This is a genomic window from Fuscovulum blasticum DSM 2131, assembly GCF_003034965.1.
Classification (GTDB): Bacteria; Pseudomonadota; Alphaproteobacteria; order Rhodobacterales; family Rhodobacteraceae; genus Pseudogemmobacter; species Pseudogemmobacter blasticus.
Map to the genome: position 1 here is coordinate 195,587 of NZ_PZKE01000002.1, position 17,154 is coordinate 212,740.

Sequence of the window (17,154 nt, forward strand, 5' to 3'; positions counted from 1 at the left end):
CGAAGGGGCTACCCCAAGCGCGCCGCAAGGACCAGCCGGGAAAGGACCGCCCCCATGAACCGCGACACCCTGTCCCCGCTGACCGATGCGCTGCTGTCGGCGCTGGGGCTGATGACCCGGCTGCCCCTGCCCGACCACCGCGCCAAGGGCGCAGAGGCGGCCTGGGCCTGGCCGCTGGCCGGGGCGGTGATCGGCGGGCTGGCGGCGCTGGCGCTGTGGGCCTGCCACCTGCTGGGCCTGCCGCCCGGCCCTTCGGCAGCGGCGGCGCTGGTGGTGCAGGCGCTGGTGACGGGCGCGCTGCACGAGGACGGGCTGGCCGACACCGCGGATGGTCTGCTGGGCGGGCGAACCCGCGAGCGGCGGCTGGACATCATGAAGGACAGCCGGATCGGCAGTTTCGGGGCGGTGGCGCTGATCCTGATCCTGCTGGCGCAATGGTCGGCCCTGTCGGGGCTGGTTGCCGGCGGCGGGGCGGCGGCGGCGCTGATCGCGGCGGCCGTGCTGTCGCGCGCGCCGATGGCGGTGCTGATGTCGGCCCTGCCGCCCGCCCGCAGCAACGGCGTTTCCGTGGCCGTCGGCCGGCCTTCGGGCAGTGTCGCCCTGTCGGGCGCGGCGCTGGCGCTGGCCGTTGCGCTGCTGCTGGCCGGCCCTGCGGCACTGTTGGCCGCGCTGCTGGCGGCGGCGCTGACCGCGGGCCTTGGCCGTGCGGCGCAAAGCCGGATCGGCGGGCAGACCGGCGACATTCTTGGCGCAGCGCAGCAACTGTCCTTCACCGTGGCGCTTGCGGTCTTTGCCTGAGCGCAGATCCGCACAGCCAGCCTGCACCACAGCCCTCTGGCCTTCTGCGGCCCTCCGCGCTATTTCCGGCACCACTCCCCAAGGACAAGGCCCATGTCTGATCTTCGCACCGACTATTCCGATGCCATCTCTTCGGTGGAAGAGATCATCGAGGACGCCCGCAACGGGCGCATGTTCATCCTCGTCGATCACGAGGACCGCGAGAACGAGGGCGACCTTGTGATCCCGGCGCAGATGTGCACCCCGGCCGCCATCAACTTCATGGCCACCCACGGCCGCGGGCTGATCTGCCTTGCGCTGCCGGGCCGCCGGATTGACGCGCTTGGCCTGCAGTTGATGAGCACGAAGAATTCGTCGCGCCACGAAACCGCCTTCACCGTCTCGATCGAGGCGCGCGAAGGCGTGTCCACCGGCATCAGCGCCGCCGACCGCGCCCGCACCGTCAGCGTTGCCATCGACCCGACCAAGGGCGCGTCGGACATTGCCACGCCGGGCCATATCTTCCCACTGCGCGCCCGTGACGGTGGTGTTCTGGTCCGCGCCGGCCATACCGAGGCCGCGGTCGATGTCAGCCGGCTGGCCGGTCTGAACCCGTCAGGCGTGATCTGCGAGATCATGAACGATGACGGCAGCATGGCCCGCCTGCCCGACCTGATTGCCTTTGCCCAGAAGCACGGGCTGAAGATCGGCACGATTTCCGACCTGATCGCCTATCGCCGCCGGCATGACAATCTGGTCAAGGAAACCGCCGTGCGCGCCGTCACCTCGGTGCATGGCGGCGACTGGCTGATGCGCGTCTTTACCGATGAAACCCAGGGGGCCGACCATGTGGTCCTCAGCAAGGGCGACCTCAGCACCGATGCGCCGGTTCTGGTGCGTGTCCATGCGCTGAACCCGCTGGAAGACGTGCTGGGCATCGGCACCACCTCGGGTGCGCTGCCCGCCGCGATGCGGCTGATCGCGGCCGAGGGCCGCGGCGTTGTGGTCCTGCTGCGCGACACCACGATGAAGATGGTGGGCGAAGGCGAACATTCGCCGCAAACCCTGCGCCAATACGGGCTGGGGGCCGAGATCCTGTCGGCGCTTGGGCTGAAGACCATCACCCTGGTGACGAATTCCAAGGCACCGCGCGTTGTCGGGCTGGAGGGCTATGGCCTTTCCATTGCCGGCACCCACCCGATAACCGAGTGATCCAGATGGCCACGGCCGAAACCCATTACACCCTGCCGCTGCCCCGCTTCGACCAGCCGGTGAAACTGCTGATCGTGGTCGCGCCCTATTACCGCGATATTGCCGACAACCTGATCGCGGGTGCCCGCGCCACCGCCGAAAAGGCCGGGGCAACGGTGGACCTGATCGAGGTTCCCGGCGCGCTGGAAGTGCCCACCGCGATTGGCATTGCCGCGCGCATGGCCGATTATGACGGCTATGTCGCGCTTGGCTGCGTGATCCGCGGCGAGACCACGCATTACGACACCGTCTGCAACGATTCGAGCCGCGGCATCACCCTGCTGGGATTGCAGGGCGCCTGCATCGGCAACGGAATCCTGACGGTGGAAAACCGCGCGCAGGCCGAAGTGCGCGCCGATCCGGCCGGGCAGGACAAGGGCGGTGGTGCCGCTGCGGCAGCCTTGCACCTGATCGCGCTTTCCCGCACCTGGGCGACCGCCAAGAAGGGGATCGGGTTCCGCGCATGACCACTGCAACCGAAAGACGCCAGATGAAATCGGCCGCGCGGCTTTATGCCGTGCAGGCGCTATTCCAGATGGAAGCCTCGGGCCAGGCCGTCAAGGCCGTGTGCCGCGAGTTCGAGACCCACCGTTTCGGCGCCACCTATGACGAGGGCGAGTTTGCCGAAGGCGACGTGGACCATTTCCGCAAGCTGGTGGAAGAAGCGGTGAACTGGCAGGCGATGATTGACCAGTTGACCGACCGCGCTCTGGTCGCCAAATGGCCGATTGACCGCATCGACCCGGTGTTGCGGGCGCTGTTCCGCGCCGCAGGGGCCGAGATCACCCAGATGGACACGCCGCCCAAGGTGACGATCACGGAATATGTCGACGTGGCCAAGGCCTTCTTCCCCGAGGGGAAGGAAGCCAAGTTCGTGAACGCCGTGCTGGACCACATGGCCCGCGAAGCCAAGCCGGCCGCCTTCTGATGCGTCACCGGGGCGGGATGCGCCCCGCAAGGAAAGGAACCCGGACATGAAGCGCCTGTTTCCCGCCGTTTTGCCCGCCCTGCTGATTGCCGCCGCCATGACAACCGCCTGCACCCCCGCCGAAACCGCCGAGATCGGCGGCGAATGGCACCTGATCGGGCTGGACGGGCAACCGGCCAAGGCCCCGGCCTCGATCGACTTTGCCGCTGACGGCAAGGTCGCCGGCAAGGCGCCCTGCAACCGCTATTTCGGCAGCTACAGCGGTACGCTGCCGCAGATTGCCTTCGCGGCCATGGGGGCCACGCGGATGGCCTGCCCCGACCTTGACGCCGAGACCGCCTATTTCAACGCGCTTCAGACCGTGACCGGCGCAGAGGTGACCACGGACCGCATGCTGCTGACCGGCCCCGAGGGCCGCGTGCTGGAATTTGTGCGCGACCTGTCCAAGGGCCTGACCTGCCAATCCTGCACCAAGGACTGATCGTAGCGGGTGCAGGACTGTTAGACGGGCGCCGCGCTGCGCTGCGCCTCGAACAGCGCGCAGGCGCTGTCGAAGAAGCGCTGGCGCACCGCCGGCCCTTCCATCAGCACCTCATGCCGGACGCCGGCATAGACATCCAGCGTCGCGCCCGGCCATTGGGCCATGTGCCGGCGGATCGGGCCGACGGTCACGATGCGTTCCTTGCTGCCGACAACCGTCAGTGCAGGCACGTCTGGCGGCGGCAGGCGCATCAGCGCCCCACATTCCGCAAGGGCGGCGCGCGCCCAGCCCAGGGTCGGCCCGCCCAGGGCGAAATCGGGCTGCGCCTCGACATGATGGCGCATGTAGTTCCACATTGCGCGGTCGCCGGTCAGCAGGTTGCCTTCGAAGGGGGCTGTGGTGACATAGGTTTCGGGGCCGCGGTCGGGCGCCAGCTTGTGCGTCAGGTGCAGGGGGCCGGCCACCGCCGTCAGCAGACGCGCCACCGGCCGTTCCCACACCGGCAGGGCAATGCCCCACATCGGCGCCGAGAAGGCCGCCGCCCGGATGCCAAGGCAGCGATGGAGCGCCCGCAGGCCGATGCAGCCGCCCATCGAATGGCCCAGCATCACCAGCGGTTGCGGCAGGCCTTCGGCGGCGACCAGCGCCAGCACCGCATCCAGATCGCGCTGGTATTCGTCGAAATCCTCGACATGGCCATAGCGGCGGTCGGGCAGCGCATGGTCGGCCAGCCCCTGCCCGCGCCAGTCGATGGAAACGGTTGACCAGCCGCGCCGCTGCAGGTCAGCCGCGGCCTGACCGTATTTCTCGATATACTCGGTGCGCCCGGGCAGCAGAACCACGGTGCCCCTGTGGCCACCGGCCCAGATGCCGGCGCGGATGCGCACCCCGTCTGCGGTGCGCAGCCAAACGGCGCGCCCCCCTTCCGGCCCTTCGGCCAGATCCGCGAAGAAGGGCGCTGCCTCGGTCAAGACAGGGCCGAGCCCAGCTTCATCGCCAGCCCCATCGAGCCGTCGATCTTCAGCTTGCCGGACATGAAGGCCATGGTCGGGTTCACGTCGCCATCCAGAATTCCGCGGAAGGTTTCGGTGCTGGCGGTCAGGGTCACATCCGCCTCTTCATCGCCGGCGCGCACGCCGTCAGAATCCATCATGATCGCCCCTTCGTCCTTGATGACGAACTTCGCCACGCCGTCGAATCCGCCCGGCAGTTTTTTCGCCAGGGCTTCAACCGCAGCATCAATCACTTTGCTCATCGTCCCAAGTCTCCCTTTCGTGACCCCCGCGCCTCTGGATTTCTTCGGGGGATCGGCTACGCTTCCTGTTATGAAAGCCGCCCCTCGGTTTCTCAATCGTGTCGTTGCGGCAATTCTGTCGCTTCTCCTGACGCTGGTGCCCGCGATGGCCGGTGATCAGGCGAAACTGGATGACCTGTTCCAGCGCCTGCTGACCGCCGATGCCGCCGAGGCGGGCCGAATCGAATCGGAGATCTGGATCGAATGGGGGAAATCCGGCTCTCCGACGCTGGATCTTCTGCTGCAGCGCGGTAACGATGCCATGGCAATGGGCGACGCGCCGGCCGCGATCGAGCATTACACCGCCATCATCGACCATGACCCCGAGTTTACCGAAGCCTGGAACGGCCGCGCCATCGCCTATTATTCTGCGGGCGAGATCGGGCCGGCGCTGGCCGACATCGGCCATGTGCTGACCGCCAACCCGCGACATTTCGGCGCCCTGACGGGGCTGGGAATCATCCTGGAAGAGACCGGGGACGAGACCCGGGCGCTGGCAGCCTACCGCGCGGCGCAGGCTATACATCCCCACCTCGACGCCGTAAACGAGGCCATTGGCCGGCTTGAAGCCAAGCTCGAGGGGCAGGATCTGTAACGCATGGACGCGACCCGTCGGGTAACGGCGGTCCTTGGACCGACGAATACCGGCAAGACCCATCATGCCATCGAACGGATGCTGATGCACCGCACCGGCGTGATTGGCCTGCCGCTGCGCCTGCTTGCGCGTGAGGTCTATGACCGGGTGGTTGCCCGCGTGGGCCCTTCGGTCGTGGCGCTGGTGACGGGCGAGGAACGCATCGTCCCTGACCGCACCCAATACTGGATCGCCACCACGGAAGCGATGCCGCTGGACATCGGGGCCGATTTCGTTTGCGTCGATGAAATCCAGCTTTGCGCCGACCCCGACCGCGGCCATGTCTTCACCGACCGCCTGCTGCGGGCGCGCGGGCTGGTGGAAACGCTGTTCCTGGGCAGCGATTCGATGCGCGGTGCCATCGCTGGGCTGGTGCAGCAGCACACCTATGTGAAGCGCGACCGTTTCTCGACGCTGACCTATGCGGGGTCGAAGAAGATTTCGCGGATGCCGCCGCGCAGTGCCATCGTCGGGTTTTCGGTGGAAAACGTCTACGCCATCGCGGAACTGATCCGCCGGCAAAAGGGCGGCTGTGCCGTGGTCATGGGCGCGCTGTCGCCCCGCACCCGCAATGCGCAGGTGGCGCTCTACCAGAATGGCGATGTCGATTATCTGGTCGCGACCGACGCCATCGGTATGGGTCTGAACCTAGACATCAAGCATGTCGCCTTTTCGTCCACGTCGAAATTCGACGGCCGCCGGATGCGCCCGCTGACGCCGCAGGAGATTGGCCAGATCGCCGGGCGCGCCGGGCGGCACACCGAAAACGGCACCTTCGGCGTCACCGGCGAGGCACGGCCCTTTGACGAGGATCTGGTCGAGGCGATCGAGGCGCATCGCTTTGCCCCGGTCAATAAACTGATGTGGCGCAACGCCGATCTGGATTTCGGCAGCCCCGAGCGGCTGATCCGCAGCCTTGAGGCCCCCACCTCGAACGACTGGCTCAGCCGCGCCCGCGATGCCGACGATGTGCTTGCGCTGAAGGCGCTGACCGCCATGCCCGAGGTGCTGGACAAGGTGACAGGCCCGAAGCGGGTGCAACTGCTGTGGGATGTCTGCCGCATTCCCGATTTCCGGGGCAGCAGCGACAGCGATCACGCGGGCCTGCTGGCGCGGCTTTTCGACTTTCTCTGCGGTCGCGGTCTGGGCGGCGGGCGCATCCCTTCCGACTGGCTGGCAAAGGCTATTGGCCGCATTGACCAGACCGGCGGGGACATCGACACCTTGTCGCGCCGGTTGGCCCATATCCGCACCTGGACCTATGTCACGCAGCGCAAGGGGTGGGTGGACGACGAAGCCCATTGGCGAGACGAGACGCGCGCTGTAGAAGACCGCCTGTCAGATGCGCTGCACGCAGCCCTGACTCAACGCTTTGTCGACCGGCGCACCAGCGTTCTGCTGCGGCGGTTGAAACAGAAGGAGGACCTCGTGGCCGAGGTAAACGACAAGGGCGAAGTGACCGTCGAGGGGCAATTCGTCGGCAAGCTGGAAGGGTTCCGGTTCCAGCAGGACGCCACGGGGTCGGCCGATGAGGCCAAGACGCTGCGCACGGCTGCGATTGCCGCGCTGCGCCCCGAGTTCAGCCTGCGCGCCGACAGGTTCTACAACGCCCCCGATACCGAGATGGACTTCACCGAACAGGGGGGCCTGATGTGGGGCGCCTCGGCGGTGGGCAAGCTGGTCAAGGGGGCTGATCCGCTGAAACCCTCGGTCGAACCATTTGTGGACGACGAGGCCGGGCCGGACGTGATCGAAAAGGTCCGCCGCCGCCTGCAGCATTTCATCGACCGCAAGGTGGCCGCGCTGTACGAGCCGCTGCTGGCCATGGGCCGCGACGAAGCACTGGCCGGGCTTGCCCGCGGCTTTGCCTTCCGCATGTCCGAAGCGCTTGGCGTGCTGCCGCGGGACAGCGTGGCGGCCGAGGTCAAGGAACTGGACCAAGAGACTCGCGGCGCCCTGCGCAAGCATGGCGTGCGCTTCGGCCAGTACACGGTGTTCCTGCCGGTGCTGCTGAAGCCCGCCGCCACCCGGCTGCGTCTGGTGCTGTGGTCGCTGTGGAACGGGCTGTCGGAATTCCCCGAAAGCCCGCCCCCCGGCTTGGTGACCATTCCGAACATCACCGAAGTGCCGAAGCAGCATTACACGCTGTCGGGCTATCACCCCGCCGGCACGCGGGCGATCCGCATCGACATGCTGGAACGTCTGGCCGACATCCTGCGAACCAAGGATTCCAAGGCCGGGTTCGAGGCAACGCCCGACATGCTGTCGATCACCGGCATGACGCTGGACCAGTTCGCCGACCTGATGACCGGCCTTGGCTACAAGGCCGACAAGGGCGAACGTCCCAAGACCAAACCCGCGGTGGCCGAAGTGGCCGCGCCCGAGGTTGATGCCCTGATCGAGGCCGCCGCCGCGGCAGGCCAGCCGATTCCCGAAGAGGTGTCGCTTCTGGCGCCGGTGCCGGAAGCCCCGGCCGAAGCGGAAGCCGAGGGCGGCGAAGCCGCGCCGGTCGAGATGGAAACCTTCTACACCTTCGCCTGGGCGCCGAAGCCCCGCTTCCAGCGCCCCGAACGCAGCGCCCGGCCGGAAGGCCAGCCCCGCCGCGAACGGCCGCAGGGCGAAAAGCGCGACCGTCCGCAAGGGGACCGTCCCCAGGGCGACCGCCCGCAGGGTGAAAAGCGCGAGCGCAAGGAAGGCGACGGCGGCCGCAAGGATTTCCACGGCGGCAAGCCCAAGGGCAAGCGCGACGACCGTCGCGATGGCGACAAGGGCAACAAGGGCGCCAAGACCTTCGAGGCCCGTCCGCCCCGCAAGGACAAGCCCATCGACCCCGACAACCCCTTCGCCGCGCTGCTTGCGCTCAAGGGCAAGGTCTGAGGTTTGGCCGGCCCCGGCGCGAAGGACACCTCCTTTGCGGCCGACCGGCTGCGCCTTGACAAATGGCTGTGGCAGGCCCGGTTCTTCAAGAGCCGGACCTTGGCTGCTGAAGCCATTTCGGCCGGCCATGTGCGCGTGAACGGCAGCCGCATCACCCGCCCCGGCCGCGATGTGACCCCCGGGGACACCCTGACCTTCGCCGCCGGTGGCCGCATCCGCGTGGTCCGCATCCTTGCGCTGGGGGCGCGGCGCGGCCCTGCGTCGGAAGCCCAGGCGCTGTTCCTTGATCTGGAGGCCGGCGCGCCCCCTGCGACGCCCATTCCGCTTGATTGATCCTGCAGGCTGATCTAGTCAGCAGCCAAAGATCCGCTTTCGGGGCCCAATCCCATGACCTATGTCGTCATCGACAACTGCATCGCCTGCAAATACACCGACTGTGTTGAAGTCTGTCCGGTGGACTGCTTCTACGAGGGCGAGAACATGCTGGTCATCCACCCGGATGAGTGCATCGACTGCGGCGTCTGCGAACCCGAATGCCCCGCCGACGCGATCCGCCCGGACACCGAGCCGAACCTTGAGGAATGGGTGTCCTTCAACCGCAAGTATGCCGAAGTCTGGCCGGTGATCACCACCAAGAAAGACCCCCTGCCCGGCTATGAGGCGCGCGACGGCGAAACCGGCAAGCGGGCCAAGTATTTCTCGGAAAAACCCGGCAAGGGCGGCTGACCGCGGGGCCGGTTCGCCCCCCTTTGGCTGATCACGATTCGCTGACGGCAAGGCCCGGAATCACCACCGGCAGGAAAATGCCAGTCGTTTCAATGTGCAAGCACAGCCCTTTCAAGCTGCGCGGCAGTTGGAATCACGGTGATTCTGTGTTATAGAATGTTCACAAACAATCTTGGACACCTGACAACCTTTCCCAAGGCGAATGGCTTGGGACGGTGATTTCTGCGGTATGGCATCCGGTTTGCCGAAGCTTCCCTGGCTTCGGGCGGTTTTCATGTTGCAGGCGGGAGCCCGACCCGAGGAAAGACCTGAATGACCAAGTCTAAGAAGCCCGAGTTTCGTCCGAACGAGTTTGTCGTTTATCCCGCCCATGGCGTTGGCAAGATCATGTCCATCGAGGAGCAAGAGATCGCGGGCTTCAAGCTCGAACTCTTCGTCATCCATTTCGAGAAGGACAAGATGACGCTGCGCGTTCCCACCAACAAGGCGGTGGATGTCGGGATGCGCGCCCTGTCGGCCCCCGATGTGGTGTCGAAGGCGCTGGAAACGCTGAAAGGCAAGGCCAAGGTCAAGCGGGCCATGTGGTCGCGCCGGGCGCAGGAATATGAACAGAAGATCAATTCGGGCGACCTGATGGCGATTGCCGAGGTGGTCCGCGACCTGCACCGCACCGACGACCAGCGCGAACAGTCCTATTCCGAGCGTCAGCTTTACGAAGCCGCGCTGGAGCGCCTGACCCGCGAAGTTGCCGCCGTGTCGGGCGTCGATGAAGCCGGCGCCGCCAAGAAGGTGGACGAAGTGCTGCTTTCGCGCGCTGCCTGATCGGCACCCTCCCCGGATTTACGAAAACGGCGGCCCCCGGGGCCGCCGTTTTGCATTGGGCCGGCGGGGCTCCCTAAGCGCCGAAGTAGCGTTCCGCCGGCAGATAGCCCGCAAGACGGCCTGCGGCGCACCAGTCTGCTTCAAGCCCGTGCGCACCGACCAGAATCACCCCGTCGCGCGGCAAGCGCCCCAGCGCCGCGCGGATGCGGTCGCGCGCTTCGGACCAGCGGGCCAGCGCAAAGGGGGCGGGGTGGCAATCGTCCAGCGCCGGATTGGCCAGCGCCAGGGCCGGCACCGACAGCGGCGCCACGGCAAGGCCCAGCCGTTCGGCCCGCACCCCGGCCAGTTTGACCGCCACATCGGCCGGGGCCGCGGGCTGCACCATCGTGGCCCGCAAGGCATTGGACGAAAAAAGGAAGGCCACCACATCATGCCCGGTCTGCGCCCGGACCGAAGCATAGGTGCGATAATCCAGCCCCAGATCGGCCGCCCGCCGCACCCGTCCCCGCACCACCTCGATTGGCAGCGTGGGCAGCAGCGCATGACGCGCGGCGCGCCAGCAATGCGTGCGCCAGCTTCGCCCGCCGTCCAGCGACGGGCCGCCGTTGTGGCCGATCAGTCCCATTCCCGCAGCCGCGCCACATAGCGCGCCATCGTATCCACCTCGAGGTTGACCGCATCGCCCACCGCCACGCTGCCCCAGGTGGTGACGGCGCGGGTGTGCGGGATCAGGTTCACGCCGAAGTCGCGCCCCTCCACCTCATTCACCGTCAGCGAGGTGCCGTTCAGCGCCACGCTGCCCTTGGGGGCAATGAAACGGGCCAGGGCTTCGGGGGCGCGGAAGGTCAGCCGCAGCGATTCCCCTTCGTTCCGTGCGGCGATCACCTCGGCCACGCCATCGACATGGCCTGAAACGATGTGGCCGCCCAGCTCGTCACCCACCTTGAGCGCGCGTTCAAGGTTCACCCGCCGGCCGGGCACCCAGCCGTTGGGGCCGATGTTGGTCTTGGATACGGTTTCCGCGCTGATCTGCACCTGAAACCACGGGCGCGGGTCGGTTCCCTTGGCCACCACCGTCAGGCAGACGCCATCGCAAGCGATCGAGGCCCCGATGTCGATTCCCGCCACATCATAGGCGGTGCCGATTCGCACCGTCAGCTCGCCCTGCCGGTCCAGCGTCAGAATCTCGCCCATATCCGTCACGATTCCGGTGAACATCGCCCGCTCCTGACCGTGGATTTCCTTCATTTTGCACCTAGCCGCCGCCCAGCCCGCGCGCAAGGCCGCTTGCGGTTGCAAGCCCGCCGCTGTTGCGCGGATTCCCTCTTCCATCACAGGCCATCTTGCTGCTTATGGTCCCGGTATTGTGATGGAACGAGTATGCGACTGACCGGCCAAAACAGACGGTTCCTGCTGCTGCAAGGCCCGCACGGGCCCTTTTTCCACCGTCTTGGCCGTATGTTGCGGGCCACGGGGGCCGAAGTCTGGCGCGTCGGTTTCAATGGCGGCGACCGGGCATTCTGGCCGGATCGAGACAGTTTCATTCCCTATGACGACACCCCCGAGAACTGGCCCGCGGCCTGTTCGGCGCTGATCACCGAAAAACGCATCACCGACCTGGTGATCTATGGCGATACCCGCCCCGTCCATGCGCGCGCGGTTGAAATTGCCCGCGCCGCCGGCCTGACCGTGCATGTGTTCGAGGAAGGCTATCTTCGGCCCTACTGGGTGACCTATGAACGCGACGGGTCGAACGGAAATTCCCGGCTGATGACGCTGTCGCTGGACACGATGCGCACCGCCCTTGCCCGCGCCGATACGGATCTGCCCGATGTGCCCACCACCTGGGGCGACATGCGCCAGCACATCTTCTGGGGCGCGATCTACCACGGGTTCGTGCTGGCCGGTGGCCGCCGCTTCCGCAACTTCCGCCCCCATCGCGCCATTTCCGTCTGGCAGGAATTCCAGCTATACTTGCGCCGGCTGATGCTGCTGCCCGTCCATGCCATGGAACGGCGGCTGGCCACCTGGCGCATCCGCAATGGCGGCTTTCCCTATCATCTTGTGCTGCTGCAACTGGCCCATGACGCCAGCTTCCGCGACCATTCCCCCTTCGCCTCAATGGAGGAATTTCTGGCGCTGGTGATCGAGGGCTTTGCCCAAGGGGCGCCGCAGCATCACCACCTGGTCTTCAAGGCGCATCCGCTGGAAGACGGGCGCGTGGCGCTGAAAGAGGCCATCCAGCAGCTTGCCGCCAAGCATGGCCTGACTGACCGAATCCATTTCGTCCGCGGCGGCAAGCTGGCCGGGCTGCTGGATCTGGCCCGCAGCGCGGTGACGGTGAATTCCACGGCTGGCCAGCAGGCGCTTTGGCGCGGCCTGCCGCTTCGGGCCTTTGGCAGCGCGGTCTATTCCAAGCCGGAATTCGTTTCGACCCAGCCCGTCGACCAGTTCTTTTCGGGGCCGACGCGCCCCGATTCCCGCGCCTATCGTGACTTCCGCCGCTTCCTGCTGGAAACCAGCCAGTTGCCCGGAGGATTCTACTCCTCGCGTGGCCGGCGTTCGCTCTTACCACAGGTTGTGGATATGATGTTGTTGCCCTATGACCCCTACGACGCCCTGATCACGGGGCGCGCGGCCTTGCGGCAACAGTTGCGTGTTGTGCGATGAGTGAGAGGGTAGCTGGTGCTTCTGTTTTCTTTTTCGATTCCGTATGTTCATCGGCAAAACACGACGCCTTCGATGCAGTCCCAGAACGGAGCCCGAGCCTTGACCCGGAATTTTGATCGGGGCGCACGCGCCCTTGCGCTCCTTGCTGCCGTTTCAATGGTTGCCAGTTGTGGCCTGCCCCGGTCTGGCCCGAACAAGCGCGAGATTTACGCCAGTTCGGTCATCAAGGGTGGCGACGCGTTCATCGTGGATGTGACCCCGCAGATCGCGCGCATTGCTTCGCAGCAGACCACCTTCGGTTTCTCGAAGGCGTTTCAGAGCGCGGGCCTGATCGGCCCCGATACGATTTCTCCCGGCGACCGGCTGGCTGTGACCGTTTACGAAAACGTCAAGGATGACCCGTTGCTGGGGGCAACCGGGCAGCGCGCCTCGCCCCTGCCGGAAATGCTGGTCGATGGCCAAGGCTATATCTTCATTCCCTATGCCGGCCGGATCAAGGCCGCTGGGCAGACGCCGGAAGGGCTGCGCCAGGCCATTACCCGCAAGCTGGAAGACCAGACGCCGGACCCGCAGGTCGCGGTTATCCGGCTGGCGGGCGAAGGATCGTCGGTGTCAATCGCCGGCTCGGTGGCGGCGTCGGGCGTCTATCCGATCGAACCGAACACCCGCACGCTGGGCGGGATGCTGGCCCGCGCGGGTGGCGTGTCGATTGACCCGGCAACCGCGCTGGTGCGGGTGACGCGCAATGGCGTGACCGGCAAGATCTGGCTGAACGATTTGTGGCAGAACCCCAACCTGGACATCGCGCTGCGCCCCGGCGACAAGATCGTGATCGAAGAGGACAAGCGCAAGTTCACCTCGCTGGGGGCGACGGGCCAGTCCATCGTTCCGTTCAAATCGTCGAACCTGTCAGCGGTCGAGGCGATTGCGACCGTTGGCGGCCTGCAGACCAATTCCGCCGACCCGACCGGCGTTTTCGTGTTCCGCAACGAATCGGCCAAGGTCGCCAATGCCGTGCTGGGCCGCAACGATCTGACCGGCGAGCAACGCATGGTCTATGTGCTGAACCTGACCGAGCCGAGCGGCATCTTCGAAGCGCGCGACTTCCTGATCCGCGACGGCGACACGCTTTATGTGACCGAAGCGCCTTACGTTCAGTGGACCAAGACGCTGGCCGCCCTGACCGGCGCCACCGGCACGGCCTCGAATATTGCCAATACGGCTGACAGCCTGAATGGCAACTGAGGACCATCAGGCGCTTGGCCGTCGAGCGTGATCCCATTCCCCAGGCCGCCGCGGAGATTCCGCGGCGGCTTTCGCATCTGAACCTCAGTTTCCTGACCAACCGCCGCCTGCAGCGCATCCTGTCGCTTGCCGGACATGATCTGGTGCCGGGCTTGCCCCGGCCCGGCGATGGCGTTGTCGTCTGGGGCGCCAGCCCCACCGCCTGGCGGGGGGAGCGGGTGGCCGCCCGCAAGGGCGTGCCGCTGGTACGGCTGGAAGATGCCTTCCTGCGCTCGATCCGGCCAGGGCGGACGGGGGAACCGCCGCTGGGGCTGTTCGTCGACCCGCTTGGCGTTCACTTCGACCCGGCGGCGCCGTCGCTGATCGAACATGTCCTGACGACCGATCCCTTGGATAATTCAAACATCCTTGCCCGGTCAAAGGCCGCAATTGCGCGTATCCGTGCCTTTGACCTGTCAAAATACAACAATCACGATCCTGACCTTCCGCCACCGCACCCCGGCTATGTGCTGATCGTTGACCAGGTGGCAGGGGATGCCTCGGTCCGGGCCAGTGGTGCGACGCAAGCCACGTTTGACGACATGCTGGCCGCGGCGGCCGCGACGTATCCGCAGGCCCCGATCCTGATCAAGACCCATCCCGAAACCGCCCGCGGGCTGCGGCCGGGTCATTATGGCCCGCAGCACGCGCAGGGCCGTATCCGGCTGATCACCGAAGCGCACAGCCCCTGGGCGCTGCTGGACGGGGCGATTGCCGTCTATACCGTCTCGTCGCAACTGGGTTTCGAAGCGATCCTCGCCGGCCATCGCCCGCAGGTCTGGGGCCAGCCGTTCTATGCCGGCTGGGGCCTGACCGCCGACCGCACACCGCCGCCCCGCCGGGGCCGCAAGCTGACGCCGGCGCAGCTTTTCGCCGGGGCGATGATCCTTGCCCCGGTCTGGTATGACCCCTGCCGCGACAGGCTTTGCAGCCTTGAGGAAGTGCTGGACCAGTTGGAGGCCGAGGTTCGCGCCTTCCGGCAGGATCGCCGCGGCCATGTCGCCGCCGGGATGCGCGCCTGGAAGCGCGGGCGGCTGAATGCGTTTTTCGGACAGGTCAAGCCGCTGGTGTTCCGCGATGATCCCGCCCAGGCTGCTGCGCTTGCCGCCGGCACAGGGCGCGGGCTGCTGGTCTGGGCCGGCAAGGAACCACCGGGCCTGGCCGCCCCCGCGCTGCGCGTGGAAGACGGCTTCCTGCGGTCGCGCGGGCTGGGGGCCGATCTGATTCCGCCGCTGTCGCTGGTGACGGACGATCTGGGCATCTACTACGATCCCACCCGCCCCTCGCGGCTGGAACGCCTGTTGCTGGCCCCGCTGCCGCCCGGCGGCCGCGACCGGGCCGAACGGCTGCTGACCCGGCTGACCGCGCTGAACCTGACCAAGTACAACCTTGGCGGCGCCGCGCCCGACCTGCCGGACGGCCACCGCATCCTTGTGCCGGGGCAGGTGGAAGACGATGCCTCGATCCGGCTGGGCGCGGATCAGGTGCGCACCAACCTTGCCCTGCTTGAGGCCGCCCGTGCCGCCCATCCGCAGGCCGTGATCCTGTACAAGCCGCATCCCGATGTGGAGGCCGGCCTTCGCCCCGGCGCCGTGCCAGAGGCGGCGGCCCGCACCCATGCCGATGCGGTGTTGGCCCGCGCCGACATGGCGGCCCTTCTGCCGCTGGTGGATGAGGTCTGGACGATGACCTCGCTCACCGGGTTCGAGGCGCTGTTGCGGGGCAAGCCGGTCACCACGCTGGGCGCGCCATTCTATGCCGGCTGGGGGCTGACGCGCGATCTGGGCAGCATCCCCGCCCGCCGCCTGCGGCGCGAGGATGGCAGTCTGCAACCGCGGCCGGACCTGATCCATCTGGTTCATGCCGCGCTGATCGCCTATCCGCGCTACTGGGACCCGGTCAGCCGCCGCCCCTGCCCGCCCGAGGTGGCGCTGGACCGGCTGGCCGACAGCGCCCTGCCCGGCCCCGGACCGGGCAACCGGCTTTTGGCCAAGCTACAGGGCCGGTTCGCCCGCCACGCCCGGCTTTGGCGCGAGTAGCCAGAACCGCAGCATCAGGCTGACCCCGGCTGCGGCCAACCCTATGACAAGACCCAGCCACAGGCCAACGCCGCCATAGCCCAGCTTGAACGCCAGAAGATAGCTGCACGGAACCCCGATCACCCAGTAGCTGACGGCGGCCAGCACCATGGGCACCCGCGTATCCTGCACCCCGCGCAGCAGCCCCAGCGCCATGACCTGCATGGCGTCGGCCAGTTGGAACAGCGCCGCCACCGCCAGCAACACCATGCCGAAGGCCAGGATCTCGGCGCTGCCGGGCTTCGCCTCATCAAGGAAGACCCCGATGATGGCGTGCGGAAAGCTGAGGAAGGCCGCGATCACCACGATACCCACCACGAAGGACAGCCCCAGCGCCACCACGGCGGCATCGCGCAGCCCCCGCGCATCACCCATGCCCGCGAAGGAGGCGACGCGGATCGTCGCCGCGCTGGACAGGCCGACGTGAACCATGAAGGCCACTGCCGCCGCTTCAAGCGCGATGCCATGCGCGGCCAGTTGCGCGGTGCCGACCCAGCCCATCATGATGGCGCTGGCTTCGAACAGCCCGCCTTCGGCAATGCCGGTCAGCCCGATGGGCCAGCCCAGCCGGAACACGCTGCGCATCGCGGGCCAGTCCACCCGCCAGAACCGCCGCAGCAGGCGATAGTCGCGCAGCCCCCGCGCCAGCGCGGCATAGGCGCCCAGCAGCAGGACCGAGGCAACCTGCACCGTCACCGTGGCAATCGCCGCCCCCTGCCCGCCCAGTTCCGGCGCGCCCCAGTTGCCGAAGATCAGCGCCCAGTTCAGCACAAGGTTCAGCCCCAGCGCCGCCAGCGTGACCCAAAGCACCACCTGCGTGCGCCCCAAGGCCGCCAGCCAGCTTTGCAGCACCGCCACCCACAGTGCCGGGATCATTCCCAGCCCCGCGATCCGCAGATAGCCCTCGGCCAGCCGGGCCACCTCATCGGTCTGGTGCAGCGCGATCAGGATCGGGTGGGAAAACCAGAACACCGGATAGATCAGCAGGCCATAGCCGGCCGAAAGCCACAGCCCCATGCGCGCATCACGGCGCACCTGCGCCTCGTCCCCGGTGGCGCGGGCCTGTGCAACCAGCGGCAGAACCGCCTTGGCGAAGCCCGACCCCATGACGAACAGGATGAAGAACGACGACGACCCCAGCACGACAGCCGCCAGCGGCGCCACGCCATACCAGCCCATCATGACGGTATCGGCCACATGCAGGGCCATCTGCGCAAGGCTTGAGCCGACCAGCGGCAGCCCCAGCACCAGCGTTGCACGGGCGTGGGCGGAATAAGACATGCGGGACATCATGATTTGCCCCTACGACGCGCGGCGCCGAAGGGCAAGCCA

Annotated in this window: 18 protein-coding genes; 13 read left to right on the forward strand and 5 right to left on the reverse strand. The window is 67.0% G+C overall.

What is annotated here, in order from left to right; all coding sequences use genetic code 11:
- Nucleotides 1-54: 54 nt before the first annotated feature.
- The 5 genes from cobS (at nucleotide 55) to C5F44_RS03110 (ending at nucleotide 3,437) form a co-directional block, all read left to right on the forward strand.
- The gene (gene cobS / locus C5F44_RS03090; RefSeq protein ID WP_107672040.1) at nucleotides 55-798 is read left to right on the forward strand and encodes an adenosylcobinamide-GDP ribazoletransferase; all 744 of its coding nucleotides are present in this window, start codon (nucleotides 55-57) and stop codon (nucleotides 796-798) included.
- Between the two features lie 93 nt (nucleotides 799-891).
- Complete coding sequence (gene ribB, locus C5F44_RS03095; protein ID WP_107672041.1) at nucleotides 892-1,989, forward strand: 3,4-dihydroxy-2-butanone-4-phosphate synthase; 1,098 nt, start codon at nucleotides 892-894, stop codon at nucleotides 1,987-1,989.
- Nucleotides 1,990-1,994: 5 nt separating this feature from the next.
- Nucleotides 1,995-2,495: a 6,7-dimethyl-8-ribityllumazine synthase gene (locus tag C5F44_RS03100; RefSeq protein WP_107672176.1), complete on the forward strand. Its 501-nt coding sequence runs from the start codon at nucleotides 1,995-1,997 to the stop codon at nucleotides 2,493-2,495.
- On the forward strand, nucleotides 2,492-2,956 hold the full coding sequence (gene nusB / locus C5F44_RS03105) for a transcription antitermination factor NusB (RefSeq protein WP_107672042.1): 465 nt from the start codon (nucleotides 2,492-2,494) through the stop codon (nucleotides 2,954-2,956). The genes C5F44_RS03100 and nusB overlap by 4 nt, the downstream gene beginning before the upstream one ends.
- Before the next feature lie 46 nt (nucleotides 2,957-3,002).
- Nucleotides 3,003-3,437, forward strand: coding sequence for an META domain-containing protein (locus tag C5F44_RS03110; RefSeq protein ID WP_107672043.1), 435 nt, complete (start codon nucleotides 3,003-3,005; stop codon nucleotides 3,435-3,437).
- Between the two features lie 20 nt (nucleotides 3,438-3,457).
- On the opposite strand, the gene C5F44_RS03115 is transcribed toward C5F44_RS03110, so the two are convergent.
- Nucleotides 3,458-4,408 (reverse strand): alpha/beta fold hydrolase, encoded by a 951-nt coding sequence (locus C5F44_RS03115; RefSeq protein WP_107672044.1) that lies wholly within the window; start codon nucleotides 4,406-4,408, stop codon nucleotides 3,458-3,460.
- Nucleotides 4,405-4,692 (reverse strand): SCP2 sterol-binding domain-containing protein, encoded by a 288-nt coding sequence (locus tag C5F44_RS03120; protein WP_107672045.1) that lies wholly within the window; start codon nucleotides 4,690-4,692, stop codon nucleotides 4,405-4,407. The genes C5F44_RS03115 and C5F44_RS03120 overlap by 4 nt, the downstream gene beginning before the upstream one ends.
- Before the next feature lie 70 nt (nucleotides 4,693-4,762).
- Here C5F44_RS03120 and C5F44_RS03125 point away from each other — a divergent pair, with 70 nt between their 5' ends.
- The 5 genes from C5F44_RS03125 to C5F44_RS03145 all read left to right on the forward strand — a co-directional run bounded on the left by C5F44_RS03125 (nucleotide 4,763) and on the right by C5F44_RS03145 (nucleotide 9,790).
- Nucleotides 4,763-5,326, forward strand: a complete 564-nt coding sequence (locus C5F44_RS03125; RefSeq protein WP_107672046.1) for a tetratricopeptide repeat protein — start codon at nucleotides 4,763-4,765, stop codon at nucleotides 5,324-5,326.
- 3 nt (nucleotides 5,327-5,329) lie between these two features.
- Nucleotides 5,330-8,242, forward strand: coding sequence for a helicase-related protein (locus C5F44_RS03130; protein ID WP_107672047.1), 2,913 nt, complete (start codon nucleotides 5,330-5,332; stop codon nucleotides 8,240-8,242).
- 3 nt (nucleotides 8,243-8,245) lie between these two features.
- Nucleotides 8,246-8,575 carry an RNA-binding S4 domain-containing protein gene (locus C5F44_RS03135; RefSeq protein WP_107672048.1) on the forward strand — a complete coding sequence of 110 codons (330 nt, stop codon included), beginning with the start codon at nucleotides 8,246-8,248 and terminating at the stop codon, nucleotides 8,573-8,575.
- 54 nt (nucleotides 8,576-8,629) lie between these two features.
- Nucleotides 8,630-8,968, forward strand: a complete 339-nt coding sequence (gene fdxA / locus C5F44_RS03140) for a ferredoxin FdxA (protein WP_107672049.1) — start codon at nucleotides 8,630-8,632, stop codon at nucleotides 8,966-8,968.
- A 312-nt stretch (nucleotides 8,969-9,280) separates the two neighbouring features.
- A complete protein-coding gene (locus C5F44_RS03145; protein ID WP_107672050.1) occupies nucleotides 9,281-9,790 on the forward strand; it encodes a CarD family transcriptional regulator in 510 nt (169 codons plus the stop codon).
- 73 nt (nucleotides 9,791-9,863) lie between these two features.
- Here C5F44_RS03145 and C5F44_RS03150 read toward each other — a convergent pair whose 3' ends face one another.
- On the reverse strand, nucleotides 9,864-10,415 hold the full coding sequence (locus tag C5F44_RS03150; RefSeq protein ID WP_107672051.1) for a hypothetical protein: 552 nt from the start codon (nucleotides 10,413-10,415) through the stop codon (nucleotides 9,864-9,866).
- Complete coding sequence (locus C5F44_RS03155; protein WP_107672177.1) at nucleotides 10,406-11,008, reverse strand: riboflavin synthase; 603 nt, start codon at nucleotides 11,006-11,008, stop codon at nucleotides 10,406-10,408. Before C5F44_RS03155 ends, C5F44_RS03150 begins: the two co-directional genes overlap by 10 nt.
- A gap of 162 nt (nucleotides 11,009-11,170) precedes the next feature.
- Here C5F44_RS03155 and C5F44_RS03160 point away from each other — a divergent pair, with 162 nt between their 5' ends.
- The 3 genes from C5F44_RS03160 (at nucleotide 11,171) to C5F44_RS03170 (ending at nucleotide 15,783) form a co-directional block, all read left to right on the forward strand.
- Entirely contained in the window at nucleotides 11,171-12,460 is a 1,290-nt protein-coding gene (locus C5F44_RS03160; RefSeq protein ID WP_107672052.1) for a capsule biosynthesis protein, read from the forward strand.
- Between the two features lie 156 nt (nucleotides 12,461-12,616).
- Nucleotides 12,617-13,705, forward strand: coding sequence for a polysaccharide biosynthesis/export family protein (locus C5F44_RS03165; RefSeq protein ID WP_235822487.1), 1,089 nt, complete (start codon nucleotides 12,617-12,619; stop codon nucleotides 13,703-13,705).
- 14 nt (nucleotides 13,706-13,719) lie between these two features.
- Nucleotides 13,720-15,783 (forward strand): capsular polysaccharide biosynthesis protein, encoded by a 2,064-nt coding sequence (locus tag C5F44_RS03170; protein WP_412917520.1) that lies wholly within the window; start codon nucleotides 13,720-13,722, stop codon nucleotides 15,781-15,783.
- On the opposite strand, the gene C5F44_RS03175 is transcribed toward C5F44_RS03170, so the two are convergent.
- Complete coding sequence (locus C5F44_RS03175) at nucleotides 15,739-17,115, reverse strand: MATE family efflux transporter (RefSeq protein WP_107672054.1); 1,377 nt, start codon at nucleotides 17,113-17,115, stop codon at nucleotides 15,739-15,741. The two genes, C5F44_RS03170 and C5F44_RS03175, sit on opposite strands and share 45 nt — an antisense overlap.
- Nucleotides 17,116-17,154: the final 39 nt, after the last annotated feature.